Source organism: Pseudomonas nunensis, assembly GCF_024296925.1.
Classification (GTDB): Bacteria; Pseudomonadota; Gammaproteobacteria; order Pseudomonadales; family Pseudomonadaceae; genus Aquipseudomonas; species Aquipseudomonas nunensis.
On sequence record NZ_CP101125.1, the window covers coordinates 3,174,692 to 3,200,929 of the forward strand.

Consider the following 26,238-nt stretch of genomic DNA (forward strand, 5'->3'; position numbering starts at 1 on the left):
TCCCGTTGGGCTGCGAAGCAGTCCCATCTTTTGGGGCCGCTTCGCAGCCCAGCGGGAGCAAGCTCCCTCGCCACAGTGACCGAGTTTTTACGCCAACACCGAGCACATCCCCAGTGCCGAGCAATCCACCTGGAACGGTCCGAGGAACCCGGCCCGGACCTTCGATGGCGGATTACCCGCCAACAGCCCTAACGCCTTGGCCGTTTGAATATTATGGGCGATGTTGTGGTTGCATTCGATGGCGCGGGCCACCGAGCCCGCCGAGCCCTGCCCGATCCCCAACAGTGAAGCGCCATTAGTCATGAACGCCAAAAAGGCAATGACCCAGAGTCTGTGTCCTTTCATGCTCCGACCGCTCCCAACAAATCCTCGTGATCAGCCACGACGCTTTGCGCGCGGTGTTCGAACTGGATAGCGGGATAAGCGACCTGAATCGGCGCTTGAATGTCGTGTTGCGATTGAGCCGAAAGGCTCACCACTAGCACCATGGCCACGTAGATTCCGATGGCCAGGTAGGCGCCGTGTTTGGCAGAAGTGAGGATTGCGCTGGCCATGGTGTTCTCCGTGGGCATGTTTCAGTGCCGACAGGATCTATCAAAAAAACCGAAGCAACCACTCAGCGTTTTCCATAGTGACCATCAACTTGGTTGATCATTAAACCAGTCTATGCCGACGCTTGATAAAACCTATGAACCCGAGAAACACACACGCAAAGGGGCTGCCGAAGGCTGAGATCTTTTGCTCTTAATAAGTCAAAAGATCGCAGCCTTCGGCAGCTCCTGCGGGGAGCGACAATGTTCGAAGATTTCAGGCTTGGGTTTTGTGATCCAGCGCGGCGTAGAAGTTGGCGCTTTGTTGCAGGTATTTCTGGGTGTAGCTCTGGGTGTGGGATTTTTTGCTGTTGATTTCAACGTTGGCGCTGGCTGGCAGGGCAACGGTGGCAGAGATGGCGGATGCGGCGATGATGGAGAAGATATTGAAGTTCATGGCGGTGTTCCTCGGAGTCAGTTGGCTTGCTTGCCCGGTTGGGCCGTGGAGCAAACTTAACGTCCGAGGTCCGCGCCTTGAAATGCTTTGTAGCATTAGCGGATATCAGTCTCATTAATAGAAGGTCGCAGGCCTTATCAACCGGGGCCTGCGGCCTATTGCCGCACCTATTGACGCACTAGAAACTTGAGGTCACTCGGGGCATCCATCGGCAATTTCTGCACGGTTTTGCCCAACAGGCCGGTCTTGGCATCGCGCTCGACCACGACAATCTGGTTGCTTTTCTGGTTGGCGATCAGCAGAAACTTGCCACTCGGATCGAGGCTGAACTCGCGCGGGTGATCACCCTCGACGGAACGTCGCTGGACTTCCTTGAGCTGAGCGGTGGACGGGTCGATGGCGAATACCAGCAGTTGATTGGCGGTGCCACGATTGCTGACGTAGAGGAACTTGCCGTCAGCCGAAGCGTGAAGCGCTGCGCCGGCCTTGTCGGAAGTGGGTTGTCCCGCCGCCAGATCGACCATTTGCGTTTGCTTGAGCGTGCCGTCCTGGTAGTCGAACACCGCGACCTGTGCGCTCATTTCCATGGTCAGCCAGGCGTGTTTGCCGTCGGCGCTGAACAGCAAATGACGCGGCCCACTGCCGGCGGGCAATTGCACCGAGGCCGGGGTGGCCGGCGTTAATGGCAACAGCGGGTTGGCCTTGGGATTGAAGCGATAGACAAAGATCTTGTCTGCACCCAGGTCGTTCGAGAACACGTATTTGCCATCCGGCGAGGAGATCGTCGAATGCACGTGCGCCGAGGCTTGACGCTCCGGGTTGACCCGGCTCGATGGGTGGCTGCTCATCTGCACCACGGACTTTAACTTGCCGTCCGTGCCCACCGGCAACACCGCGAGGGTGCCACCCGGATCTTCGACCACCGAGTAGTTGCTGACGAACAAGTGGCTGCCGTCGCCGCTGAGGCTCGAATGGGTCGGTTCGTTGCCCAGGCTCTGGACCTGACTGAGCAGGCTCAGCTCATGGGTCTTGGGATTGATCGCATAGCTGCTGACCTTGCCCACCGGATCGGTTTGGCCCGGACCGTTTTCGTTGACCACGAACAGGTGTTGCTGGTCTTTGGAGATCGTCAGCCAGGACGGGTTTTCGCTCTTGACCACTTGCAGTGGCTTGGCGGCGATCTGCCCGGTAGCGCTGTCGAAGTTCAGGCGATAAATGCCCTGGCTCTGACCTGCGGTGTAGGAGCCGACCAACAATTGATAATCGTCGACGGTCGCCGCCTGAACGCCCATGGCGCCGACACTGCCGGCCATCAACAGTGGCCAGAAATTACGCATCTTCATGCTCTTCTTCCTCGTCGTCATGCCCGCCAATCGCGGCCATGCACACCAGCCGGTGCTCGCCGGAATCACCGGTAATGAGCCAGCTCTGCAGGGTTGGATCGAAAGTCGCTGCCTGGATCTGGGCCATGCTGAACGCCCAACGCTTGGCCGCACGGCCGTCCATGCATTCGATGTGCAGGTTGTCGTCTTCATCGAGAGAGAAATCGAAGGCGTGCAAGCCATCGATTTCCAGCATGTCGCAGTTTTCAAGGGCGTTAAGCAAAGTGTCGGTAACGGCAGTCATGGCAATCAATCATTCAATTGGAAAGTCGCAATGATAGCTCATCACTCCCCCTGGACCGGTGCTGAACACAAAACTCACGCACAACACCGAGCCAATGTGGGAGCGGGCTTGCTCGCGAATGCGGTGGGTCAGTCGAAATCAATAGCGCCTGACACTCCGCATTCGCGAGCAAGCCCGCTCCCACAGGGGTTGTGTTTACGCTTTAGAGCGCATCACGCGATGGCTTGCCGTCCACCAAACGCTGAATCCGCAGCGGGTTGCCGTTTTTCAGCGGCTCCGGCAGCAGGTTGTCGGGGTAGTTCTGGAAGCATACCGGGCGCAGGAAGCGGTCGATGGCCAGGGTGCCCACCGACGTGCCGCGCGCATCGGAAGTCGCCGGGTACGGACCGCCATGGACCATCGAATCGCAGACTTCCACGCCAGTCGGATAACCATTAAGCAAGATTCGCCCGACCTTCTGTTCCAGCAACGCGGTCAGCTCGCCGAACTGTTCGAAGTCCGCTGGCTCGCCAATGATCGTCGCCGTCAGTTGCCCGTGCAGGCCATTCAACGCCGCGCTGAGTTGCGCCTGATCCGCCACTTCCACAAACACCGTGGTCGGGCCAAACACTTCTTCCTGCAACACTTCATCGCCATCGATCAGCAGGCTGACATCAGCCTTGAACAATTGCGGCTGCGCTTGATTACCCTGCTGCGCGCTGCCCGCCAGATGCTCGATCCCAGAATGCGCCAGCAGCTTCTGCAAGCCTTTGCCATAGCTGCTCAACGTCCCGGCATTGAGCATGGTTTGCGCCGGCTGATCAGCGATCAACGCCGCAACCTGCTGCACGAACGCGCTGAACTGCGGCGAGCGAATGCCGATTACCAGCCCTGGATTGGTACAGAACTGACCACAGCCCTGCACCACCGACGCGGTCAGGTCGCGGGCAACGGTTTCCGCCCGAGCTGCCAACGCCTGCGGCAACACGATCACCGGGTTGATGCTCGACATCTCGGCGAACACCGGAATTGGCTGCGGACGCGCGGCGGCCATGTCACACAAGGCACGACCGCCCTTGAGCGAACCGGTAAAGCCCACGGCCTGGATCGCCGGGTGCTTGACCAGCGCTTCGCCGACCCCGCCGCCGTAGATCATGTTGAACACACCGGCCGGCATCGCGGTTTTTTCTGCGGCGCGAATGATCGCATCGGCGACGAGTTCAGCGGTGGCCATGTGGCCGCTGTGCGCCTTGAACACCACCGGGCAACCGGCAGCCAGAGCAGAAGCGGTATCGCCACCAGCCGTGGAAAACGCCAACGGAAAGTTGCTCGCGCCAAACACGGCAACCGGGCCGAGGCCGATGCGGTACTGACGCAAATCCGGGCGTGGCAACGGTTGGCGTTCAGGCAAGGCCTGATCGATCCGCGCACCGTAGAAATCACCACGACGCAGGACTTTGGCGAACAAACGCATCTGGCCGCTGGTGCGACCGCGTTCGCCCTGGATACGACCGGCGGGCAACGCCGTTTCGCGGCAGACCACGGCAACGAAATCATCGCCTAGTGCATCCAACTCGTCAGCAATGGTGTCGAGAAACTGCGCACGACGCTCGGCACTCAGGCTGCGATAGGCCGGGTAAGCGCTGGCGGCAGCCTTGGCGGCGGCATCGACTTCTTCCGGGGTGGCTTGATAAAAATCGTGGGGCAAGGCCTCGCCAGTGCTGGCGTCGGCGCTTTGCAGTTTAAGGTTGCCGGCCGCGCTGCGCTGGCCGCCGATGTAGTTGTGACCAAGAATCTGGGTCATGCAAATCTCCTTAAAGGGTGCCGACGGTGCCGGGTTCGAATGCTGCTGCTACCGGCGCAATACCGTTGATCAACGGCGCGCCGAATTCAGCCTGGCTGATTTCGAACACATCACCCGGTTGGGTGCGGATGCCATCGGCGAAGGACAGGGTCGCGGTGCCGAAGAAGTGAATGTGCACGTCCCCCGGACGCAGGAACTGGCTGTACTTGAAATGGTGATACTCGAGGTTCGCCAGGCTGTGGCACATGTTGGCCTCGCCGCTGAGGAACTCGTTCTGCCAAAGCACCTCGCCGTCACGCAGGATGCGACTGGTGCCTGCCAAGTGTTGGGGTAGCTCACCGACGCGAAGTTCCGGGCCATAACTGCAACTGCGCAATTTAGAGTGGGCGAGATAGAGGTAATTCTTGCGTTCCATTACGTGATCGGAGAACTCGTTGCCCACCGCATAACCGAGGCGATACGGCTTGCCGTCGTGGCCGATGACGTAGAGTCCGCTGAGCTCCGGCTCTTCCCCGGCGTCTTCGGCAAACGGTGGCAGCGGGAACGGCTGGCCCGGACGCACGACAATACTGCCGTCGCCCTTGTAGAACCATTCCGGTTGCACGCCGGCCTGGCCCGCCGCCGGTTTGCCGCCCTCCACGCCCCACTTGAAGATGCGCATGGTGTCGGTCATCGCCGCTTCGTCGCCGACTTGCTGGTGCATTTTGTCCCGAGCCGAAGCGCTGCCCAAGTGAGTCAGGCCGGTGCCACTGACCAGCATGTGCGCCGGATCCGGGTGATCCAGCGGCGGCAGGATGCGCAGGTGAGTCAGCAACTCTGCGTAATCGTGGCTGATGCCCAGACCGAGGGTTTTCACTTGTTGCTCAAGATTGACGCCGGCCTCGATGGCCGCCAGGGCCAGATCCCGAACTGTGCGCGCGTCCTGCACTTCACGCACCAGACCGCCCTCGACCACGCCAACCCGGCGCTCGCCGTTAATCAATTCGAACTGAACTAAACGCATGATTTTCTCCTGTAACCATCTTGAAGTCGGCATTGCCCCCTGTGGGAGCGGGCTTGCTCGCGAAGAGGCCTTCACATCCAACATCTATGCTGGCTGACACTCCGCCTTCGCGAGCAAGCCCGCTCCCACAGGGGATTTGTGTGATGTCTCAGGTGCGCGTTGCACCTCGAGCGCTGGCGGCAAATTGATCGGCCGGCAATACATGTTTGCGCTCCAGCAACCGATAAACCACACCGGTCAGCACCAGCCCAAACACCATCACCCCGGACAGGAAGTACAACCCCGACGCCAGGTTGCCGGTGTATTCCTTCAACGCACCAATCACGAACGGCCCGATATAGCCGCCGAGGTTGCCCACCGAGTTGATCAGGGCAATCCCCGCCGCCGCACTGGCGCCGGCAAAGAAGCGTCCCGGCAAGGTCCAGAACACCGCCGTGCAGGAAAACAACGCAAACGCCACTAGGCACAACGCCGCCAGTTGCAGCACCGGCAGCGTCAGCCAGGCGCTGAGGAACAGGCCAATCGCGCCCAGCACATAGAGCACCGCCAAATGGCCGTAGCGATCATTCAAGCGATCAGAACTGCGCGGCACGATCAGCAAACCGATGATCCCGAAGATATACGGCACCGAGGACACGAAACCGGTCACCAGGTCGGTGCCGCCGAACTGCTTGATCAAAGTCGGCAGCCACAAGCCCAAACCATAGATGCTCAACGTTACCGGCAGATAGAACAGCGCCAGCAGCAGGACGCGTTTGTCTTTCAGCGCGTGCAACGGATTGCCGTAACGAGTCTGGCCATATTCTTCGAGGTCTTTTTTCAGCTCGCCGGTCAGCCAGTCCTTCTCGGCCTGGTCCATCCACTTCACTTGTTTCGGACCGTCGGGCAACCAGCGCAGCACCGGCCAGGTCAGCAGGATCGCCGGAGTGCCGATGACGATGAACAACCACTGCCAGCCGTGCAGGCCGAGGGTGCCGTCCATGCCGAGCAAACCGCCGGACACCGGGCCGGTGATCATCATTGCGATCGGTTGCGAAAGTATGAACAGCCCAAGGATCTTGCCGCGATGGCGCACCGGAAACCATTGGGTGATGTAGTACAGAACGCCCGGGAAGAACCCGGCTTCGGCGGCGCCGAGCAGGAAGCGCATCACATAGAAGCTGTGCGGGCCCTGGACGAAGGCCATGCCGATGGTGATCGCGCCCCAGGTGATCATGATCCGCGCGAACCAGCGGCGGGCGCCGAAGCGTTCGAGCATCAGGTTGCTGGGGATTTCCAGCAGGAAGTAGCCAATGAAGAACAGCCCGGCACCGAGGCCGTAGGCTGCATCACCGATACCGATGTCCGCGCCCATGTGCAGCTTGGCGAAGCCGACCGCGGAGCGATCCACATAGGCGATCAGGTACAGCAGGATCAGGAAGGGAATCAGTTTCAACGTGATGCGACGAATAAGCCGCAATTCCTGGCTCATGAGATCGGTCTCCGATTGTTGTTGTTATAGAACCTCGGGGGACGCCTCTCGCGGAAAACCGCCAGGGCCAATCCCTCCGTTGAACGCGACTATATAGTAATACTATTTAAGCTAGCAACACTTCCAAATCCGCAGAATTGCGCTTATGTTAAGCGTCAGCTCGAACAATATAGTCATACAATAAGAGAATCGATCATGTCTGATAAGAAACCCACCCTGCGCTCCGCCCAATGGTTTGGCACGGCCGACAAGAACGGCTTCATGTACCGCAGCTGGATGAAGAATCAGGGCATCGCCGACCACCAGTTCCACGGCAAACCGATCATCGGTATCTGCAACACCTGGTCGGAACTGACCCCGTGCAATGCGCATTTCCGCCAGATTGCCGAGCACGTCAAACGCGGTGTGATCGAGGCCGGTGGCTTCCCGGTGGAATTCCCGGTGTTCTCCAATGGCGAATCGAACCTGCGCCCGACCGCCATGCTCACTCGCAACCTGGCGAGCATGGACGTTGAAGAAGCGATTCGCGGCAACCCGATTGACGGCGTAGTGCTGCTGACCGGTTGCGACAAAACCACCCCGGCACTGTTGATGGGTGCGGCCAGTTGCGACGTGCCGGCGATCGTCGTCACCGGCGGGCCGATGCTCAACGGCAAGCACAAAGGCCAGGACATCGGCTCGGGCACCGTGGTCTGGCAGCTCAGCGAACAAGTGAAAGCAGGCACGATCACCATCGACGATTTCCTCGCGGCCGAGGGCGGCATGTCCCGCTCGGCCGGCACCTGTAACACCATGGGCACCGCATCGACCATGGCCTGTATGGCTGAAGCACTGGGCACGTCCCTGCCCCACAACGCGGCAATTCCGGCGGTGGATGCGCGGCGTTATGTGTTGGCGCACATGTCCGGCATGCGCGCAGTGGAGATGGTGCGCGAAGACTTGCGGCTGTCGAAGATCCTGACCAAGGAAGCGTTTGAAAACGCCATCCGGGTCAACGCGGCGATTGGCGGTTCGACCAACGCAGTGATTCACTTGAAAGCCATTGCCGGGCGCATTGGTGTCGAGTTGGATCTGGATGATTGGACGCGCATCGGTCGCGGCATGCCGACCATCGTCGACCTGCAACCGTCCGGGCGTTTCCTGATGGAAGAGTTCTACTACGCCGGTGGTTTGCCGGCGGTGTTGCGTCGCCTCGGCGAAGCCAATCTGATTCCGCATCCGAACGCCTTGACCGTCAACGGCAAGAGCCTCGGCGAGAACACCAAGGACGCGCCGATCTATGGCCAGGACGAAGTGATCCGCACCCTCGACAACCCGATCCGTGCCGATGGAGGCATCTGCGTGTTGCGCGGCAACCTCGCGCCACTCGGCGCCGTACTGAAACCGTCCGCCGCCAGTGCCGAACTGATGCAACACCGTGGCCGTGCGGTGGTGTTCGAGAACTTCGACATGTACAAGGCTCGGATCAACGACCCGGAACTGGACGTGGATGCGAACTCGATTCTGGTGATGAAAAACTGCGGGCCGAAGGGTTATCCGGGCATGGCTGAAGTCGGCAATATGGGTTTGCCAGCCAAGCTGCTGGCTCAGGGCGTGACTGACATGGTGCGGATTTCCGATGCGCGCATGAGCGGCACCGCGTACGGCACGGTGGTCTTGCACGTCGCGCCGGAAGCCGCAGCCGGCGGGCCTTTGGCGGTGGTGCAGGAAGGTGACTTCATTGAGCTTGATTGCGCCAGCGGGCGTCTGCACCTGGACATCCCCGACGTCGAACTGGCGGCGCGGATGGCTGACCTGGTACCACCGAAGCAACTGATCGTGGGCGGCTATCGTCAGCTGTACATTGACCATGTGCTGCAAGCGGATCAGGGCTGCGACTTTGACTTCCTGGTCGGCTGCCGCGGCTCCGAAGTACCGCGCCATTCTCACTAACCCCACCCATCCTCTGTAGGAGCGAAGCTTGCTCGCGAACGCGGTTCAACGTTCAACATCCACGTTGACTGACACACCGCCTTCGCGAGCAAGCTTCGCTCCTACAGTATTCCTCATCTGATTCAGGACTGTGTCCACGCCTGCTATCATGCGCCACACCCCCATCGCCCAGGATTGCTTCGTTCCCCATGGATTACCGCAAACCCTCCGACCGCAAAAGCATGCATTCGCGCATCGTCCAGGAATTGGGCATGCAGATCGTCTCCGGACGCTTCAAGCCCGACGACAAACTGCCCGCCGAAGCCCTGTTGTGCGAAGAGTACGCGGTCAGTCGGCCGGTGCTGCGCGAAGCCACGCGCGTGCTGGTTGCCAAGGGCCTGGTGTATTCCCGGCCGCGGGTCGGCACGGTGGTCAAGGCGCGCAAGGAATGGCACATGCTCGACCCGGACGTGTTGCATTGGTTGATGCAAAGCAGTCCGCAGAATGAGTTCTTCGGCCTGCTGACCAGCGTGCGCAGCATCATCGAACCGGCCGCCGCCGCCCTCGCCGCGCAGTACGCCACCGACGCCGACATCGCCTCCATCGGCGAAGCCTACCAACGGATGGAAGCCGCGCCGACCCCGGAAGCGCTGTTGCAACCGGACCTGGACTTCCACAGCCGCATCGCCGATGCGACCCACAACGACTTGCTGGCCAACCTGTGCAACATGCTCGCGGTGGCGATTGCCGAGGCGTTGAAGCATTCCAACCAGCGACCGAACCTGCATGAACTCGCGCTGCCACGGCACAAGGCGATCCTCACCGCCATCGAGAATCGCGATGCACTGGGCGCTCGGCATGCGACGCTGGTGCAACTGGATGATGCGCGCAGTGCGCTGAATGTCGTGCTCGGCGCAGATCCCACCAACAACCACTAAACCCCTGTGGGAGCGGGCTTGCTCGCGAAGGCGGTATGTCAGTCGGCAAAGATGTTGGCTGATAGTCCGCCTTCGCGAGCAAGCCCGCTCCCACATTTGATCTGTGTGAACCACAAGAAAGCCGCCACCCTCAGGTCGCGGCTTTTTTGTTTCTGCGCGCGCGCCATATCCCATTCAATCGACACCTGTGCGGTACCCGGGTACCGCACCCCTCGCTCGTCGACCCTTTATGTTCAAGGTCTCAACCATGCAAAGGACTGCATCATGCCCACCGTTCCATCATCGATTGTCACAGCCGGGTCCACCGACATCATTGCCCGAACAATCAGCGCCCGATTCAGCACTCGCCCGACCCTGCGCTCGGTAACCGCCAGCCTGCTCAAGGAAGACCTGCTGGAAAAATACCCGTCACTGGATTTTGACCCCTACCGAACCCGTCTTGCACAACCACTACCAGAGGGAGGCTGGCGTCTGACACTGCTGCTGGATGTTGTGCTCGCCTACCTGGCAAGCGGTAAACCACCGCTACTCAGCGAACAATATGGCCGCGCCTGTTTCCTCACCAACAAGGCGCCGACGCACCTGACCGTCGACAGCACCACCCGACGCGAACCGGGTATGCAGGTCATCGCCGACCTCGTCCGTGAGTTGCCGGCCCTTGTGTCCGTCGCGTATCAGCAAACAATGACTGATTACTGGAATGAGCCGATCGACGCGGGGGCCAGCTGCTGGCAATGGCTGGGGGATTTGCTGAACGGAGTGTTGAAAACGGCGGCGATACGGCATGTACCGATCAACGCGCTGCACGCCGAGATCCTCACCGAACTGACCCGCCATCCCGACAAACAGGAACGCCTACAGGCACCTTGGGCAAAAGGCGTCATCCATGCCTACACGCTTGAAACGAGCCTGAACATCGATCAGCAATCAGTCAATCTGCAAAGTCCTGACATCCTGGTGGCCTGTGGTGAAACCCTGCTCCTGTGCAGCGTGACCGGCACTATCGAGGCGTTTCCTTCCATGGAAGCGTTCGGCCAAGCCTGGGCCGCGCGGTTTCAAACCGTCTTCATGGCCGAAACCATCATCTGGAAACGCTTTGAACCGGACGGCAATATCTTCGACACCCAGGCGGCCCTGCTGCTGAACCAGCAACTGGACGACCTGGCCGCGTTCAAGCTGCCCGCAGGCCTACCGGTGGACGAACTGGAACAACGCTTCGCGGCGATCACCGATCTGGCGGCGCTGTTCGTCGCTTCGTCGCGCGTCCAGACCGCGAACCCGATGATCTTCCAGCACATCGAGTCAAACCTGCCCGAGTGGCTGCAAAGCGCCCGCCCCATTGATCGCATGGCTTATCGCAAGCATGTGCTGGAACACGCCAGCATCAAGCAACAAAACCTGGGCAGCACCTTCCACGCGGGCATCGATGACCTTCACAGCTTTGCCAAGAAAGCCTTGCACCAACAGATGCTGCTGGACCAGCCGCAAGCCCCCGGTTACAACCCTGACGAACTGGAACTGACCTTCCATGTGCCGGTCGGCGACCTCGGCAGTGGCTACATCGAGCCGGTGAGCATGTCGCTGACCGAGTTGGCGATCAAGAACCTGGCGGGCAAACCCAAAGGCCGGATGAGCGTGCGCCACACAGCAGGCCAACTGATCCAGGGCTGGACCACCGAGGCCTATCTACTGGAGCTGGTGACCCGGGTCGACATCGGAAAACACTACCCCGAATACATTCGCACCGAATTGCTGGCCGACACGCCCGAATCGCGGGAACGCCAGCGACTGTTCAGCCTGGAACTGGCCGTCAGCTTGCCAATGCTTGCACTCGAACACTCGATCAAGGCCGAACAAGGTTTCACCCGTCAGGGTTACCGCTACGTCGCCGCGCTGATGCACAAGACCACCGCCGAGCGCTTCGTTGATGACCAGGAGATTGTCCTGCGGCCACTGGCGTTCCAGAGGAAAGCCGACGCCGAATGCGACGTGGCCGGCAACCTGTTTATCATCGAGCCGCGAGATTTGAAGGCCGATGGCCCGCACATTCTTTATCGGCCGATGTACGTACCGGCGCTGCTGCAATACCCGAACCGGCAAGCCTTGCTGAACGCCATCGCACAACCAGGTCCACTGCAGACCAGCGTGCTGACCTGGTTACCGGATCGCGCACGACCGATCTACGACAACAACGGCTTCACCGAACCGCACATCGTGCATTTTCATCCCGGTGATGAATTTGCTTTTTTCGAAAAACCAAAGCCGGCGCTGCTGGTGGGCGACGAAGCCGCCACCGACTGGCTCACGGCGCTGCAACACGGTCAATTGCTGGCCCGGTTATTTGAAAACAATGCCAATGCGCTGGCGGAACAGGCTGATCGACAGTCGGTGTCTAACACCGAAAGTCGCTGGGCGATCATTCTCGAAGGCGGCTGGCTGTTGTTCAACAACCTGATTCTGCCAATGCTGCGCGGCCCGGCCATGCTGGTGGGCTGGATGCTGCAAATCACCCACAGCCTGACCCAGGACCTTCCCGCCCTCGACAGCGACGACGTCACCGCGCGCGAGCAGGCCTGGGTCGATGTGCTGTTGAACCTTGGGCTGGTACTGCTGCATGTGGCGCAAAACAGCGGCGCGGCTGACAGTCCCGCTCCTTCCCGCGAACCCCGTTTCGCCACGCTGCGTCGGCCGCCGAATCTCGCCAACGTTATTGCCGAAAGCGTCGTGACCCAGGCAGCGCCTGGATTGCCATCCGAACCACCGGGCGGCGGCCATACCCTGCTGGACTTCAACCTGTCATTGGCGCGGGATTCAGCCACCGCACGATTGATCGAACAACTGAAAACCGTGCGGGTGTCATGGCCGCAATCGCTACCGGAACCGATTGCCATCGGCGTCTTCCAGGGCCTGTACCGCATCGACAACAAATGGCACGTCAGCCTCGCCGGCCTGCTGTTTCGCGTGCGAATCGTGCCGGGCTTCGGCGAAGTCTTCCTGGTTCCGCCGGAACACCCTGACCATCCGGGCATCAAGCTCAAATCCAATGGCCGGGGCAAATGGACACTGGATCAAGGCCTGCAACTGGTCGGCGGCGGCCCGAAAAAACGAATCGCAGACGCACGCAGAGCCAGACGTGATCGCATTCAGGAGTTGGCCCTGTGGCGCCAAGAGTTCTTTGCCCAACAGGAACGGGTGCAAAAACGTATCGATATCTCGGAAAACCTGATGGACCTCAAAGACAACAACCCCGCCAGCACGGATCAAGAGCGCACGACGTTCATGGAACGTTATGTTGCCGAACTCGAGAAGCAAACCGACGCTTACACAACGCTGCTCGACGGACTGAAGGAAACAAACGAGCTGACGGATTTCCCCTTGGATTACTCACTGATTTGCACCGTACTGGGCAACATCATCAAGAATATTCGCAAAAGGATAGTCAAGGCCGACGACGCGCGAACCGCCGCCAACGCCAAGTACAACGAGTTCGCCAGCAATTTGCAGCAACTCTATGAAGCCCTGAGTATCGAGGGCGAACCGGTGGTGCAGCGATACTTCGACTTCATCCGCAAAACCTCCGAAATCAATGAAACCATGATCAGGTCCTATGAGGAGATCGACCGACGCATAGAGGAACTTCAACAGATCCCACTGCTGGGGGCCGAAACCTTGAAGGAACTGAACCAGGGTCGACCGAAAAATGAACTGACGGCCCTGAGGGTCAAGTCCTTCCAGTTGATCATCTTGCGGATCCTCAGCGTCAAGGCTTTGGGAACCCAGACCACCGAAGCCCTGGACACGGCCGTCGAACCGTTGTTGATGCTGTCCCGATCCCATGCCGAGTTACAGACAGACCACGTGTATGAACGCAGTGATCGCATCGCCGTGCTGGACAATCTGGTCAATCACTACAGCGCTGCACAGGATGCCTTGGGCAGTATCGGAATCTTCCGGGCCGATGAATTGGAGATGCCGGCCTTCAACCGTCTGCGGGTAATCATTCACCAATTGCACCTCGATGCCGAACAGCGCTTGGCGGATGAGATTCAGCAGCTCGCCCTGGAAAAAGAAAACAAGTCCGATACCTCCGGCCAGGTAACCGCAGCGCAAGCGAACGACGAGTCCGGCCAGGCAACCGCAGCGCAAACGGCCGGCACCTCCAAGGAGGCCGCTGCGGGCGAGACGAAGCCCATGCCCGACCCCGCTCCGAGCAGCCGGAAAAAAGTCATCAAAACGGCCAAAGGCACCTTGATCGGAGATCTACGCCCACGCATTGCCGATCAGGACGGCGACATCGTCGACATCAACGGCCCGCTGGATGACAAGCCGTTGCTCTCGTTCCATCAACACGACAATGACTGGGTGGAGATCGTCGAAGTCAGGGAGCCTGCGCCCAAACCCGCACTAACCCCCTACCCGCTGCTAAAGGGCGACGCCCGAAAGGCCTTGGCGCAGGTCGATGAACAAGTCCTCAAGATCGACGGCTACGCCAAAGGTGCGAGTTCGCCCAAGGAAATCCAAGAGCAACTGCAACGTGAAGCGCAAAAGCTCACCGGGTATGCCGACAAGCTGGAAAAACACAACAACGCCCCGGCGGACAACGAAAAAGACACCGCTCTGATTACTACGCTACGGGACAAGGCACACCTCCTCGAAAGAAAGGGAGGGGAACTGCGCACCCGCATGACACTGGCTCGGACGCCGACCAGCGAAGGTGTGGAATACCTGTTGCAACACAATGTCATTCACGTCACCCCCATCGGCCGTCGGGTCCAGTTGAAAACCGGACGCCGGGATTTCATGCAGGAATACGCCCTGCTGAATACCCACAACAACCCCCTGTGGTACGCACACTTTCACTATGTCGGCTTGCTGGACGATAGAGCCACCTACACGACAGCTCATTTGAAAACCGTGGAACAACGATTTGAAAGTTACGAATCGATAATGGCCAACGCAAAAGATCCGAAACAGAAAATCGAGATCTATCGTGGCGCCATTAGCGAAACGCTGGCCCGAGAGCATTTCCTGCCATTGGAAACGAACTGAGCACGCATGAAAAAGCCGCAACCGAGGTTGCGGCTATTTAAGCCCTGCTGAAGATCCCTTGTGGGAGCGGGCTTGCTCGCGAAGGCGGTTTATCATTCAACATCTCTGTTGGCTGACACTCCGCCTTCGCGAGCAAGCCCGCTCCCACAGGGGGGCTTTCAGTGCTAGTGAGCAAACAACGAATTACCCTTCTGCCCTGCCAGTTTCTCCGGTTTGATCAGGAACCGCGCCAGCGCTGGCAGCAGCCACAGTGCACCGAACATGTTCCAGAGCAGCATGAAGGTCAGCATCAGGCCCATGTCGGCCTGGAACTTGATCGCCGAGAAGATCCAGGTGCACACGCCGATGGCCAGGCACAGACCGGTGAACAGCACGGCTTTACCGGTGGACTTCAGCGTTTGGTAGTACGCCTCTTGCAACGGCAGACCGGCACGCAGGAAGCTTTCGAGGCGGCTGTAGATGTAGATGCCGTAGTCCACGCCAATCCCCACGCCCAGCGCCACCACCGGCAGGGTCGCGACTTTCACGCCGATGCCCATGAAGGCCATCAGGGCGTTGCCGAGCACCGAGGTCAGCACCAGCGGCAGCACGATGCACAAGGTCGCCGCCCAGGAGCGGAAGGTGATCATGCACATGGTCGCGACGCAGATGTACACCAGGATCAGGATCGTCAGCTCCGACTCCTTGATCACTTCGTTGGTCGCCGCTTCGATCCCGGCGTTACCCGCAGCGAGGATGAATTCCAGGCCATCCTTGTTGTTGTCCTTGGCGAAGTCCTGCACCGCATGCACCGCACGGTCGAGGGTCGCTGCCTTGTGATCGTTGAGGAACACCAGCACCGGCGCCAGGGAGCAGCTGTTGTTGTACAGGCCGTCAGCCCGGGCAATGGAGTTGTTCAGTACATCCGGGTTGCGCGACAGGGTTTCCCATTTCAGGTTGCCCTCGTTCATGCCCTTGATCATCTGCTTGGACACGGTCACCAGCGAGATCGCCGACTGCACGCCCTCGGTGTTCTGCATCTTCCACATCAGCTCGTCGATCGGCGCCATGGCTTCGTAGCGCGAACAGCCTTCGGCCTTGGTCTTGACCATCACCACCAACACGTCGGAACTGGTGGAGTAGTTGCTGATGATGAAGTTGTTGTCCTTGTTGTAGCGCGAGTCCGGGCGCAGCTCTGGAGCCCCTTGATCGAGGTCACCGATTTTCAGGTTCTGGCTGTACCAGAGGCCGCCGCCGAATGCGATCAGCGCCAGAATGATCGATACAGGAGCGATTTTCGGGCTGGCGAAGTTCGACAGCAGGCGCCAGAACGGGTGTTCGCGGTGCGCGTCTTTCTTGCTGCGTTCCACCGCACGTTTGCTGATGCCGACGTAAGAAATCGCCACCGGCAACAGGATCAGGTTGGTGAACACAATCACCGCCACGCCGATGGACGCGCCGATGGCCAGTTCACGAATCACGCCGATGTCGATGATCAGCAGCGTGATGAAGCCCACCGCATCCGCGAGAATCGCGATCATCCCCGGCAGGAACAGTTGGCGGAACGTACGCCGTGCAGCAGTCAGGGCGTTGTCGGCCTCGCTGGACTGCAAGGCGATCCCGTTGATTTTCTGTACGCCGTGGGAAATACCGATGGCGAAGATCAGGAACGGTACCAGCATCGAATACGGATCGAGCCCGAAACCGAAGAAGTGCATCAAGCCGAGTTGCCAGACCACCGCCACCAGCGTGGTACTCAACACCGCCACGGTGCTGCGCATGCAGTTGGTGAACCAGTACAGCAGGATCAGGGTGATGACGAAGGCGATGCCGAAGAACATCACCACCATGACCAGACCATCGATCAGGTCGCCGACTTTCTTGGCGAAACCGACGATGTGGATCTGCACGTTAGGGTTCTGTTTTTCAAACTTGTCGCGGATCTTGTCTTCCAGCTCGTGGGAGAACTTGCGGTAGTCCAGGGCCAGCAACTTGCCCTGGTCTTGCGGGTCCGGATAGGACTCCAGCAACGGGATATCGACGATGCTCGACTTGAAGTCGTTGGACACCAGACGCCCGACCTGACCGGACTTGAGCACGTTGTTGCGCAGCAGGTCGAGGCTTTGCTGGGAGCCGTTATAGCTCTGCGGGATCACCTCGCCACCGGCGAAGCCCTCCTCCGTCACCTCGGTCCAGCGCACGCTCGGGCTCCACAACGACTTGAGGCCGGAACGGTCGACACCGGAGATGTAGAACACTTCATCGTTGATCTGACGCAGGGTCTCCATGTATTCCTTGGAGAAGATATCGCCGTCCGTGGCTTCCACGGAAATCCGCACGGTGTTGCCCAGGTTCGCCAGATCGTTGCGGTGCTCCATCATCTTTTGAATGAACGGATGCTCGAGCGGGATCATTTTTTCGAAGCTGGTGGACGGCCGGATCAGCGTCGCTTGCCAGAACAGGAAGATACTCACCAGCAGGCAGATGACGATCACTGCCGGGCGGTTGTTGAAAATCAGGCGCTCAAGAAACGTCGCCTTGTCTTGGTGGTGACTGGTCAATGATGTCATAGCTTCGCCCTTCTTATTATTTGCCCGGTTCACTTGCCAAGCTCAGCGCCGGTTGGCGAAGTGGCGCGAACGCCGCCCTGTCCTGCCAGAATCAGATTGCCGTTACCTGCTGCGGTGACCGCCGACACGGAAATCCGGTCCGGGCGGTTGAACACGGTGAAGGTTTCGCCGTTGTCGCTGCTGCTGACCACCGAGCCGCCGTTACCGACGATCACGATGGAGCCGTCATCCAGCAGCGTAGCGCCGGACAGCCCGAACTCCAGTGTGCCGCGTGCGGCCTGAAGTTGAACTTGTTCCCAGGTGCTGCCGAAATCCGTGGAGCGGTAGAGATTGCCGCGCAGCCCGTAGGCCAGCAGGGTGTTGGCCTGTGCGGTGCCGATCACGCCGAACAACGAACCTTCATACGGGCCTTCGAGTTTTTCCCAGGTCTGGCCCCAATCGGCGGAGCGGAACATGCTGCCCTGCTCACCGACGATAAACAGCCCGGAATCCTTCACGGCGGCGATGGCGTTGAGGTGGAACTGGTCTTCGTTGTCGAGGCGATCACTGGCGTCTTCCCAGTTCTTGCCGCCGTCGGTGGTTTCCAGCAGTGCGCCATACGCGCCCACGGCAAAGCCGCTGTTGACGTCCTTGAACCAGACGTCGAGCAGCGGCGATTCGCGTTTCAGGTCTTCGAATTGTTTGGCCCAGGTGACGCCGCCGTCTTCGCTGGCGAGGATTTGCGCGTCATGCCCGACGGCCCAGCCGTGTTTGTCATCGACAAAAAACACCGCCGTCAGCAGTTGCCGGGTTGGCACCTTGGCCTGGGTCCAGGTTGAGCCCTGGTCATCGGAATACAGAATGTGCCCACGATCCCCGACCGCCACCAGGCGCTTGCCAGCGTGGACGACGTCGAGCATCAGGCTTTTGGCAGCCTTGGCGGATTCAACGGAATAGACCGTATCGGCGGCCGGCGCGTCGGCGGCCAGCACCGGTGCCGACCACATGGCACAGCCCAACAGCGAGAGCGCTGTAGCCAGCAACGCGATTTTGCGTAGTGCCGGCGGGCGGCAGAGACCCACACCCATGACAGGCTCACTCATAGACCTTCCCCCATTATTATTGTTAGGTCGTTCAACCTTTCAGGGCGCCGTAAGGGTGCTCTTGGTGATTGGTTGGTTGGAGCATAGTCCTGAAACCTGCAATCTAGAGCCCCTTCGGAAGCTGGCTTATCCTATCGGGCTTTGGAAAGGTCTGACAATCGACGCCACGTTATGTTTTGTTAACCTGGGGGGTTGGGGGGAGTGGGTGAATGATGGGGTATTAGGTGGGGTGATTTGGGTTTCTGGGTTTTGTGTGAATATCCGTTTCTTCGGTAAACGGCTGATTTTGGGGTTCGGGGTTTTGGGGTTTTTGGGGGTTGGGTGTATATCCGTTGCTGCGGTGATGGCTGATTATGGTTTCGCTCTTACAGCGACTCACTTTTCCAGACGCCGAAAAGTAAGCAAAAGGCTTCGCCCCGGCGTACGGCACCTCGCTTCGCGAGGTGTACCCTCGCTACGGTGTCCATCAGGGGGCATCGCCTACGGTCTGCTTCGCGACGACCTCCTCTCGATGTGTGCGGCTTCGCCGCACGGCGCTACGCGCCTAACCCCCTGATGAACACCTACGCTCGGCCTGCCGAAGGGGCGAGAGATCAAGGTCAAGGTCAAGGTCAAGGTCAACATCAAAATCAACGTCAAAAGCCACAGCCACAGCCACAGCCACAGCCACAGCCACAGCCACAGCCACAGCAAGATTCGGGGTTTGGGCCCGGATCAAAAGATCGTAGCTTCGGCAACCCAGGTATCAGTACCTCAGAAAGAGATGAGTCGACCATCAGACCGCCTTCGCGGGCAAGCCTCGCTCCTACAGGGGGTACGCCACCCGCTCTTCACCACTCGACAGGCCGAGCGTTAGCTCGCCTGCAGCTCTTGATCTTGCTTTGCCCGCCCCTTCGGGAGGCTGAGTGGAGGTGTTTATCTGGGGGTGGGCGCGTAGCGCCGTGCGGCGAAGCCGCACACATCGAGAGGAGGTCGAAGCGAAGCCGACCGTAGGCGATGCCCCCAGATGAATACCGGAACGAAGGAACGCCGAGCCTAAGCGAGGGGCCGGATGCTCGGGGCGAGCCTTTTTTTGCTTACTTTTTTTTGGCGTTTGAAAAAAAAGTGAGTCGCCGTAAGGGCGAAACCCTAAGTAGCCGTTACCGCAGAAATGGATATGTACACCATCCAAAAATACGATCAACCAGAAGGGCGCCTTCGCGGGCAAGCCTCGCTCCTACAGGGGGCCGAGCCCCCCGAAAGAACCAAGCCAAACTCAGGCCAGGCTTTTGCTGACCACCTCAAACACATCACTCGAAAGTTGACCCGACGCGCGAATCCGCTCCAACTCCCCTTTCATCAACGCCTGACGCGCATCGTCATACTTGCGCCAGCGAGTCAACGGCGCCAACTGCCGAGAAGCGATCTGCGGATTAAACCCGTTCAGCTCAATCACCAGATCCGCCAGGAACCGATACCCGGAACCATCCGCCGCATGGAAGTTAATCAAATTCTGCCCAGCAAACGCCCCCACCAGAGCCCGAACCTTGTTCGGGTTCTTCATATTGAACGCCGGATGCTCCATCAACGCCTTCACCCGCGCCAAACCACCCGGCAACGTGCTGCCCGCCTGAACACTGAACCACTGATCCATAACCAGCGGATTATCCTTGAAGTGCTCGGCAAAACTGGCCAGCGCCTTGGCCTTCTCATCTTCGAACGACGAATTGACCAACACCGCCAACGCCGTCAAACGCTCGGTCATGTTATCGCTGGTCTCGAACTGCTCCAGCGTCGCCGCCAACACTTCCGGCTTGTCGCTAAGCATCAAGTAAGACAGCGCGATGTTCTGCAACGCACGCCGGGCAAAGTGTTCGGCCTCGGCCACGTACGGAGTTTTCTTCGACAGGTCGCGGTTAGCCTGGTAACGCAACCACAGCGCTTCGAACAAGTTGTCCGCCAACTGCTTGCGCACAAACTCGCGAGCGATGTGGATGGCATCGACGTCAGCCACTTCGCTGATTTCAGTCAGGTACGCCTCACCCGGCAGCGAAAGCATTTCCGCGACCATCGCCTGATCCAGCGTCTCGTCGGACAGCACGGTGCGCAATGCAGAAATCAGTCGCTGATCGAGCACCAGCGTCTCGCCCTTCTGCTGCTGGGCGATCAGTTCTTGCAGCACCTGCACCGACAATTGCTGACCGGCATCCCAGCGGTTGAAGCCGTCGCTGTCGTGCTGCATCAGGAACATCAGTTGGTCGCGGTTGTACGGGAAGCTCAGTTTCACCGGTGCCGAGAAACCACGCAGCAGAGAAGGCAATGGCTGTTCGGCGATGTCGACGAAGGTGAAGGTTTGCTCGGCTTCAGTCACCGAGATAACCCGCGAAGTGCCTTGCGCCGACGCTTCGCCAGACAGACGCAGCGCAATCGCCGCGCCTTTGGAGTCCAGCAGGCCCAATTCCACAGGGATCACGAACGGCAGTTTTTCAACCTTGTCCGGGGTCGCCGGGCAGCTCTGGCGGAAGGTCAGGCTATAGCTTTTGGCCGCAGCGTCGTAGGACTCGCTGACTGCCAAACGCGGCGTACCGGCCTGGCTATACCAGCGTTTGAACTGGGTCAGGTCGACACCGTTGGCGTCTTCCATGGCCTTGATGAAGTCGTCGCAAGTGACGGCCTGGCCGTCGTGGCGATCGAAGTACAGGTCGCTGCCCTTACGGAAGCCTTCGGCGCCGAGCAAGGTGTGGATCATGCCGACCACTTCCGAGCCCTTTTCGTACACGGTCAGGGTGTAGAAGTTGGAAATCTCGATAAAGCTGTCCGGGCGCACGGCGTGGGCCATCGGGCCGGCGTCTTCTGCGAACTGGTGGGTACGCAGGTACGCCACGTCCTGGATGCGCTTGACGGTGGCCGAGTTCATGTCGGCGGAGAAGCCGGAATCGCGGAACACGGTGAAGCCTTCCTTCAGCGACAACTGGAACCAGTCGCGGCAGGTCACGCGGTTGCCCGACCAGTTGTGGAAGTATTCGTGGGCGACGATCGCTTCGACCCGCTGGTGCGCGGCGTCGGTGGCGGTTTCGGCCCGGGCCAGCACGGCGCTAGAGTTGAAGATGTTGAGGCCCTTGTTCTCCATGGCGCCCATGTTGAAGTCGTTGACCGCGACGATCATGAAGATGTCCAGGTCGTACTCGCGGCCATAGACCTCTTCGTCCCAACGCATCGACTTCTTCAGGCTGTTCATGGCGTGCTGGCACTTGTCGATGTTTTCCGGCTCGACGTAGATGCGCAACGCCACGGAACGCTCGGTCATGGTGGTGAAGGTGTCTTCGACGCACCACAAGTCACCGGCCACCAGCGCGAACAGGTAGGCCGGTTTCATGAACGGGTCTTCCCAGGTCGCCCAGTGCCGGCCGTCTTCGCCAGGACCGGAGGCAATCGGGTTGCCGTTGGACAGCAGCACCGGATAGCTGTGCTGCTCGGCGACTACCGTGGTGGTGAACTTGCTCATCACGTCCGGGCGGTCGAGGTAATAGGTGATCTTGCGGAAGCCTTCGGCCTCGCACTGGGTGCAGAACATGCCGCTGGATTTGTACAAACCTTCCAGCGCGGTGTTGGTTTCCGGGTGGATGCGCACGGTAGTGTCGACCGTGAAGCGTTCGCTTTGCGGGTGCAACGTCAGGTGGTTTTCGGTCAGCAGGTAGTCGTCGGCGCTCAGCTCGCGGTCGGCCAGGTTCACCGTCAACAACTCAAGTTGCTGACCATCCAGCACCAGTGGCGGCAGGCCCGGGCCACGTTCAGGATTGCGGCGCATCACCAATTGCGCATGGACCAGGCTGTGGTCCTCGAACAACTCGAAGGTCAGGTGCGTCTCGTCGATCAGGTACTCAGGCGCCTGATAGTCCTTCAGGTAGATCATCTTCGGTTGTTCGGTGCGCATGCTGGAGTCCTTACTGATGCACGGCGAGCTGATAGGCCGTGTATTTACGAATATTGATCACGCCGGTGTCGAAGATCAGGTACTGGCCCTTGATCCCCAGCAGCGTGCCTTCGGCAATCGGGTTCTTGTCCAGGTTGAAGCTGACGATCTTGGCCGGGTATTGCTCGATCGGATAGCGGATTTCGAGGACGTCTACATCGGCAATAGTCTGGATTGCCTGTAGGCCGAATCGTTCCTGCAAACCTTGCAAACCTTCGGCGCAGCTATCAAATAGCTGATCGCGAACCTCGGCCAAATCCACCGATACCGCGTCGCCCTTGAGTAAAGCACGCCAATTGGTCTTGTCAGCCACCTGGCTGCGGAACAGGTCTTCGACGAAGCCCGACTGCTGACGGGTCGAGACGCGCATGATCGGCAACGCCTGGCGTGCGCCTTGGTCGATCCAGCGGGTCGGCAACTGGGTGGCGCGGGTAATCCCGACTTTCACCCCCGACGAGTTGGACAGGTAGACGATGTGATCGGTCATGCAGAATTTCTGGCCCCACTCCGGCTCACGGCACGTACCAGCGTCGAAGTGGCAACGCTCCGGGCTCATGATGCAGATGTCGCACTGGGCCAGTTTGGTCATGCACGGGTAGCAGTAACCCTGGCTGAAACTGGTTTTGGTCTTGCGTCCGCAATGGGAACAGAAAATCGCCCCCAGGTATTCCAGGCGCACGGTCGTGCCGATCAACGGATTGACCGGCACCTCGGTGTCGCCCAGACGAAAAGCGTACTGCACGTCCGGCCCGTCCAGGCGCGCCGACATTTTACTGATTGCACCGCGGCCAATCTCGATCAATGGATGGCATCCGACTTGAACAGGATGTTCGGCACGCTGATCGACTTGGAGCTGCACTCCTGCGGGCCCATGTAGCCGGTCCGCTGTTCTTCGGGCAGGTTCTGGATTTCCCAGGCGATCATCGCTTGCAACGACAGTTCGCGTTGTTCGGCGGTGAGTTTGCCACCGTCGGACCATTTGCCGATTTCCACCGCCAGTTTCAGGCTCTGGTAGATATCGGGGGTGATGTTTTTGATCATTTCGTTAAAAGAGGACATCAGGGTCTCCGCGCTCTTTATTCAGTAACTGTTTTAGACGGCCAGTTTACGGCGGTTGTACAAACCACCCAACAAACCGGTGAAGCATCCGATGAGCAACCCGCCGACGTGGGCTGCGTTGGCAATTTCGCCGAAGCCGATCATCGAGACCAGCCCGGACAGGCACAACACCAGCCAGACCAGCATCATCACCAGCACGCCGCGCGGCAGGCGATAGGCCGGGTTCGGCGACAGCAACTGGAAGATCCAGCAATGCCCGAGCAAGCCGTAGAGCACGCCGGACAACCCGCCAAACAGGGTCGCGCCGCTGAACCAATACTGGGCGTAGTTCGACACCAGGCTGAACAGCAAGGTCAGGCCGATCAGGTTGATGCTGCCCTGGCGCGCCTCGATGCGCCGCCCCAGTTCCCAGTACCACATGCCGTTCATGGCCAGGTGCAGGAAGCCGAAGTGGATCAGCATCGGCGTCACCAGACGCCACCACTGCCCCGCCGCCAGACCTTCATCCAGCGGCGTGAACTCGATGTAGTCGCCGATCACGCGGAAGTCGAGAAAGGTGAACCAGTGCATGGTGCTGAGGTTTTCACCCAGCACAGTCACCGCGCCGACGATCAGGCACAGCAGCAGAATGCCGGCGGTCGCCTTGCTGTGGCGCAACTGCTCGACAAAACCCGGGCGCCGCATGGTTTGCGCCACCGGGATGTCCAGTTGCTGATCGGGATCACCCGCCGGGAAGCGTTCGTACAGCGAACGCACGTCCTCGCTGATGTTGGCCGGCACCCACAGCACTTGCTCGCCCGCCTCTTCGCTGACCCGATGGGGCACTTGCATGCGTTGCAGCAACTTGACGAAGCCACTCAAATCCACCGCCAACGGCAGACGCAATACCGCGACAACACTCATTGCAAGGCCTCCGGCCGTTCGACGTCGACCCAGACGAATTTATGCGGATCGAGACGGGTTTCCTGGTCCAGGCGATAGGCCACCAGTTTGCCGTACAGCACCGCGCTGTAATCCAGACACGCGAGGTTCGGCCGGATCGGCGCCGGTTTGCCGCTGCGCCAGTAATGGCCGACGAACAGCAAAGGCTCGTCGACGCCGTAGCGCAGCAAGGTGTTTTTCTCGGTCGACGACAGCGGCGTACGCGCCACCGGTTTCGGCAAGGCGTCGGGCTGGAACACAATGTCTCCGTAGGTTTGCGGGTCGTCTTCCCAGAACTTGGTACGGAAGAACGATCGCGTCAGGCCATCGCCGCTGGTCATGGTCTGGCCATCGGGCAGGCGCATGTCGGTGCCGCGCAGCAGGCGATCGAACACGGTGCAGGCGAAGCTGCCCGGCACGGCGGAGGCCTGGAGGAAGTGTTCATCGACACAACCGTCGGGGAACAGTGCGCGCAACGGTTCGATCAGGCCCGAATCCCAACAAGCATGCACCACGCGAAAACGTCCGGCATCGACGAACAGCGGCAGTTCATAGAACCATTGCTGGAAGTCATGCCAGTCGGCGGGATGATCTTCGAATTGGGTCAGGGTTTCCCCCAACAGCCGGGCATGTCGTGGCGTGTGCTCGCGCACGAACTGCTTGCCGCTGCCGGGTGGCGCCGGGGTGCTCCAGCCGAGGGCGTTGAACTCATGGTTGCCCATGATGCACAGCGCCTGGCCGGCCTCGACCATGTCGTGGACGATGTGCAGCGCTTCGCGAATACGCGGGCCGCGGTCGATGATGTCACCGACGAACACCGCCATGCGCGACGGATGCCGCCAGACACCGCCCTGTTTGTGGTAACCGAGCCGGTCGAGCAAGTGCTCAAGGGTCAGAGCGCAACCGTGCACGTCACCGATCAGGTCGTAGCTACGCGCGGGATCGAGCATCAGTCGCCTCCACCACCCAACCGACTGCCCCAGCCGAGCTTGGTCCGGCACACTTCGTAGTAGTTGTGGTCGAGAGGGTGAATCAGCCGCAACTTCTGGGCTTTTTTGCTGATGGTGATGGTGTCACCCGGCGCGCAGGTGAAATGGTTCTGCCCATCACAGGAGACTTGCGGGTAGATCTGCATATCCTTGGACACGACGATTTTCAGCTCACTGTTGCCATCGACCACAATTGGCCGGCCTGACAAGGTATGGGGGTACATCGGCACAATCACAATAGCGTCGAGCTTGGGATGCATGATCGGGCCGCCCGCCGACAACGCATACGCGGTCGAACCGGTGGGTGTGGCGACGATCAGGCCGTCGGCCTTCTGGCTGCAGACGAACTGGCCGTCGATGTACAGCTCGAATTCGATCATGCGCGTGGATTTGCCGGGGTGCAGCACCACGTCGTTCAGCGCGTCGCCCTGGCCGATGGCCTCGGCATGGCGGCGGACTTCGGCCTGCAACAGGAAGCGGTTTTCCACCAGATAGTGGCCGTCGAGCACTTCGGCGACTTTGACTTCCAGCTCATCAGGGCGGATATCGGTGAGGAAACCCAGGCTGCCACGGTTGATCCCGAGCACCGGGATATTGTGCCGGGCCAGGGCGCGTGCGGCGCCGAGCAGGCTGCCGTCACCGCCGACCACAATCACCATGTCACACACTTCGCCGAGCATCTTGCGCGACGAGGTTTGCAGGCCGTGCCCCGGCAGGACTTCAGCGATGGTGTCTTCGAGGATCACGTGCAGGTGACGATCGAGCAGAAACCGTTTCAGTCGGCGGACGGTATCCAGCACCTGCGAACTGCCCAGGCGACCGATGATGCCGATATTACGAAATTGCTCCATGGGGCTCCTGCGAGGTTCTGCGTCGGGCTAAAGCGACGATTATGGGCGAAAGCGCGGGATAGACAAA

Annotated in this window: 19 protein-coding genes; 3 read left to right on the top strand and 16 right to left on the bottom strand. The window is 59.8% G+C overall.

Going from position 1 to position 26,238, the window contains the following annotated elements; translation table 11 throughout:
* Positions 1-87: 87 nt before the first annotated feature.
* The 8 genes from NK667_RS13495 to NK667_RS13530 form a co-directional block, all read right to left on the bottom strand.
* Positions 88-345, bottom strand: a complete 258-nt coding sequence (locus NK667_RS13495; RefSeq protein WP_054047593.1) for a hypothetical protein — start codon at positions 343-345, stop codon at positions 88-90.
* A complete protein-coding gene (locus NK667_RS13500) occupies positions 342-554 on the bottom strand; it encodes a hypothetical protein (RefSeq protein WP_054047591.1) in 213 nt (70 codons plus the stop codon). The genes NK667_RS13495 and NK667_RS13500 overlap by 4 nt, the downstream gene beginning before the upstream one ends.
* Positions 555-807: 253 nt before the next feature.
* Positions 808-987, bottom strand: coding sequence for a hypothetical protein (locus NK667_RS13505; RefSeq protein WP_054047590.1), 180 nt, complete (start codon positions 985-987; stop codon positions 808-810).
* A 167-nt stretch (positions 988-1,154) separates the two neighbouring features.
* A complete protein-coding gene (locus NK667_RS13510) occupies positions 1,155-2,330 on the bottom strand; it encodes a lactonase family protein (protein ID WP_054615065.1) in 1,176 nt (391 codons plus the stop codon).
* Entirely contained in the window at positions 2,317-2,613 is a 297-nt protein-coding gene (locus tag NK667_RS13515) for a DUF5629 family protein (RefSeq protein WP_054047586.1), read from the bottom strand. Before NK667_RS13515 ends, NK667_RS13510 begins: the two co-directional genes overlap by 14 nt.
* Positions 2,614-2,815: 202 nt before the next feature.
* Complete coding sequence (locus tag NK667_RS13520; RefSeq protein ID WP_054047585.1) at positions 2,816-4,396, bottom strand: aldehyde dehydrogenase (NADP(+)); 1,581 nt, start codon at positions 4,394-4,396, stop codon at positions 2,816-2,818.
* A gap of 10 nt (positions 4,397-4,406) precedes the next feature.
* The gene (araD1, locus tag NK667_RS13525; RefSeq protein ID WP_054047582.1) at positions 4,407-5,399 is read right to left on the bottom strand and encodes an AraD1 family protein; all 993 of its coding nucleotides are present in this window, start codon (positions 5,397-5,399) and stop codon (positions 4,407-4,409) included.
* Between the two features lie 148 nt (positions 5,400-5,547).
* A complete protein-coding gene (locus NK667_RS13530; protein WP_054615066.1) occupies positions 5,548-6,870 on the bottom strand; it encodes an MFS transporter in 1,323 nt (440 codons plus the stop codon).
* Positions 6,871-7,065: 195 nt separating this feature from the next.
* Between NK667_RS13530 and NK667_RS13535 the strand changes: the two genes are divergently transcribed.
* The 3 genes from NK667_RS13535 to NK667_RS13545 all read left to right on the top strand — a co-directional run bounded on the left by NK667_RS13535 (position 7,066) and on the right by NK667_RS13545 (position 14,768).
* Positions 7,066-8,802, top strand: a complete 1,737-nt coding sequence (locus tag NK667_RS13535; RefSeq protein ID WP_054047578.1) for an IlvD/Edd family dehydratase — start codon at positions 7,066-7,068, stop codon at positions 8,800-8,802.
* A gap of 188 nt (positions 8,803-8,990) precedes the next feature.
* On the top strand, positions 8,991-9,719 hold the full coding sequence (locus NK667_RS13540) for a FadR/GntR family transcriptional regulator (protein ID WP_054047576.1): 729 nt from the start codon (positions 8,991-8,993) through the stop codon (positions 9,717-9,719).
* Positions 9,720-9,983: 264 nt separating this feature from the next.
* Positions 9,984-14,768, top strand: coding sequence for a dermonecrotic toxin domain-containing protein (locus tag NK667_RS13545; protein WP_054615067.1), 4,785 nt, complete (start codon positions 9,984-9,986; stop codon positions 14,766-14,768).
* A 164-nt stretch (positions 14,769-14,932) separates the two neighbouring features.
* On the opposite strand, the gene NK667_RS13555 is transcribed toward NK667_RS13545, so the two are convergent.
* From NK667_RS13555 to NK667_RS13590, 8 genes are all read right to left on the bottom strand, one after another.
* Positions 14,933-17,317: an efflux RND transporter permease subunit gene (locus NK667_RS13555; RefSeq protein WP_054615068.1), complete on the bottom strand. Its 2,385-nt coding sequence runs from the start codon at positions 17,315-17,317 to the stop codon at positions 14,933-14,935.
* Between the two features lie 29 nt (positions 17,318-17,346).
* Positions 17,347-18,399, bottom strand: coding sequence for a WD40/YVTN/BNR-like repeat-containing protein (locus NK667_RS13560; protein ID WP_054615069.1), 1,053 nt, complete (start codon positions 18,397-18,399; stop codon positions 17,347-17,349).
* A gap of 1,255 nt (positions 18,400-19,654) precedes the next feature.
* Positions 19,655-22,312, bottom strand: coding sequence for an aminopeptidase N (pepN, locus tag NK667_RS13565; RefSeq protein ID WP_054615070.1), 2,658 nt, complete (start codon positions 22,310-22,312; stop codon positions 19,655-19,657).
* A 10-nt stretch (positions 22,313-22,322) separates the two neighbouring features.
* Positions 22,323-23,153 (bottom strand): DUF2797 domain-containing protein, encoded by an 831-nt coding sequence (locus NK667_RS13570; RefSeq protein ID WP_054047566.1) that lies wholly within the window; start codon positions 23,151-23,153, stop codon positions 22,323-22,325.
* Positions 23,150-23,410, bottom strand: a complete 261-nt coding sequence (locus NK667_RS13575; RefSeq protein WP_054047564.1) for a YeaC family protein — start codon at positions 23,408-23,410, stop codon at positions 23,150-23,152. The genes NK667_RS13570 and NK667_RS13575 overlap by 4 nt, the downstream gene beginning before the upstream one ends.
* 33 nt (positions 23,411-23,443) lie before the next feature.
* Positions 23,444-24,313 carry a rhomboid family intramembrane serine protease gene (locus tag NK667_RS13580; protein ID WP_054615071.1) on the bottom strand — a complete coding sequence of 290 codons (870 nt, stop codon included), beginning with the start codon at positions 24,311-24,313 and terminating at the stop codon, positions 23,444-23,446.
* Positions 24,310-25,284: a metallophosphoesterase gene (locus NK667_RS13585; RefSeq protein WP_177331456.1), complete on the bottom strand. Its 975-nt coding sequence runs from the start codon at positions 25,282-25,284 to the stop codon at positions 24,310-24,312. Before NK667_RS13585 ends, NK667_RS13580 begins: the two co-directional genes overlap by 4 nt.
* On the bottom strand, positions 25,281-26,171 hold the full coding sequence (locus tag NK667_RS13590; RefSeq protein ID WP_010459816.1) for an NAD(+) kinase: 891 nt from the start codon (positions 26,169-26,171) through the stop codon (positions 25,281-25,283). The genes NK667_RS13585 and NK667_RS13590 overlap by 4 nt, the downstream gene beginning before the upstream one ends.
* Positions 26,172-26,238 lie beyond the last annotated feature (67 nt).

Excerpts from the sequence above, each read along its gene's own strand:
- araD1 (WP_054047582.1), bottom strand. The coding sequence starts at position 5,399 with ATGCGTTTAGTTCAGTTCGAATTGATTAACGGCGAGCGCCGGGTTGGC.
- NK667_RS13510 (WP_054615065.1), bottom strand. The coding sequence starts at position 2,330 with ATGAAGATGCGTAATTTCTGGCCACTGTTGATGGCCGGCAGTGTCGGC.
- NK667_RS13560 (WP_054615069.1), bottom strand. The coding sequence starts at position 18,399 with ATGAGTGAGCCTGTCATGGGTGTGGGTCTCTGCCGCCCGCCGGCACTA.
- NK667_RS13580 (WP_054615071.1), bottom strand. The coding sequence starts at position 24,313 with ATGAGTGTTGTCGCGGTATTGCGTCTGCCGTTGGCGGTGGATTTGAGT.
- NK667_RS13520 (WP_054047585.1), bottom strand. The coding sequence starts at position 4,396 with ATGACCCAGATTCTTGGTCACAACTACATCGGCGGCCAGCGCAGCGCG.
- NK667_RS13495 (WP_054047593.1), bottom strand. The coding sequence starts at position 345 with ATGAAAGGACACAGACTCTGGGTCATTGCCTTTTTGGCGTTCATGACT.
- NK667_RS13500 (WP_054047591.1), bottom strand. The coding sequence starts at position 554 with ATGGCCAGCGCAATCCTCACTTCTGCCAAACACGGCGCCTACCTGGCC.
- NK667_RS13530 (WP_054615066.1), bottom strand. The coding sequence starts at position 6,870 with ATGAGCCAGGAATTGCGGCTTATTCGTCGCATCACGTTGAAACTGATT.
- NK667_RS13535 (WP_054047578.1), top strand. The coding sequence starts at position 7,066 with ATGTCTGATAAGAAACCCACCCTGCGCTCCGCCCAATGGTTTGGCACG.
- NK667_RS13515 (WP_054047586.1), bottom strand. The coding sequence starts at position 2,613 with ATGACTGCCGTTACCGACACTTTGCTTAACGCCCTTGAAAACTGCGAC.
- NK667_RS13540 (WP_054047576.1), top strand. The coding sequence starts at position 8,991 with ATGGATTACCGCAAACCCTCCGACCGCAAAAGCATGCATTCGCGCATC.
- NK667_RS13545 (WP_054615067.1), top strand. The coding sequence starts at position 9,984 with ATGCCCACCGTTCCATCATCGATTGTCACAGCCGGGTCCACCGACATC.
- NK667_RS13575 (WP_054047564.1), bottom strand. The coding sequence starts at position 23,410 with ATGTCCTCTTTTAACGAAATGATCAAAAACATCACCCCCGATATCTAC.
- NK667_RS13505 (WP_054047590.1), bottom strand. The coding sequence starts at position 987 with ATGAACTTCAATATCTTCTCCATCATCGCCGCATCCGCCATCTCTGCC.
- pepN (WP_054615070.1), bottom strand. The coding sequence starts at position 22,312 with ATGCGCACCGAACAACCGAAGATGATCTACCTGAAGGACTATCAGGCG.
- NK667_RS13555 (WP_054615068.1), bottom strand. The coding sequence starts at position 17,317 with ATGACATCATTGACCAGTCACCACCAAGACAAGGCGACGTTTCTTGAG.
- NK667_RS13590 (WP_010459816.1), bottom strand. The coding sequence starts at position 26,171 with ATGGAGCAATTTCGTAATATCGGCATCATCGGTCGCCTGGGCAGTTCG.